This window comes from Mycobacterium bulgaricum (assembly GCF_041287165.2).
In the GTDB taxonomy this organism is placed as follows: Bacteria; Actinomycetota; Actinomycetes; order Mycobacteriales; family Mycobacteriaceae; genus Mycobacterium; species Mycobacterium bulgaricum.
Genome location: NZ_JBGGKV020000048.1, coordinates 1 through 309 on the forward strand (window position 1 = coordinate 1; position 309 = coordinate 309).

Annotated in this window: 1 protein-coding gene; it reads left to right on the forward strand. The window is 64.4% G+C overall.

The features are described 5' to 3' along the window. Positions 1-309, forward strand: a 309-nt coding sequence (locus ACAG24_RS29510) for a DDE-type integrase/transposase/recombinase (RefSeq protein WP_374150821.1), incomplete at both ends; no start/stop codon positions are given.

Consider the following 309-nt stretch of genomic DNA (forward strand, 5'->3'; position numbering starts at 1 on the left):
GTCCTACATCCGCTTCGCCGCCGCACAACCCAACGAACGCTGGCAAGCAGACTTCACCCACTGGCGCCTCGCCGCAGGCACCGACACCGAAATCCTGTCCTGGCTCGACGACTGCTCACGCCTAGCCATCTCCGTCACCGCCCACCGCCGCGTCACCGCCACCACCGTCGCCAACGAGTTCACCAAAGCCGTTGCCCAACATGGAATTCCCTACTCCACCCTCACCGACAACGGCATGGTCTTCACCACCCGCTTCGCCGGGGGAAAAGGCGGACGCAACAGCTACGAAGCCGAACTACACCGCCTCGG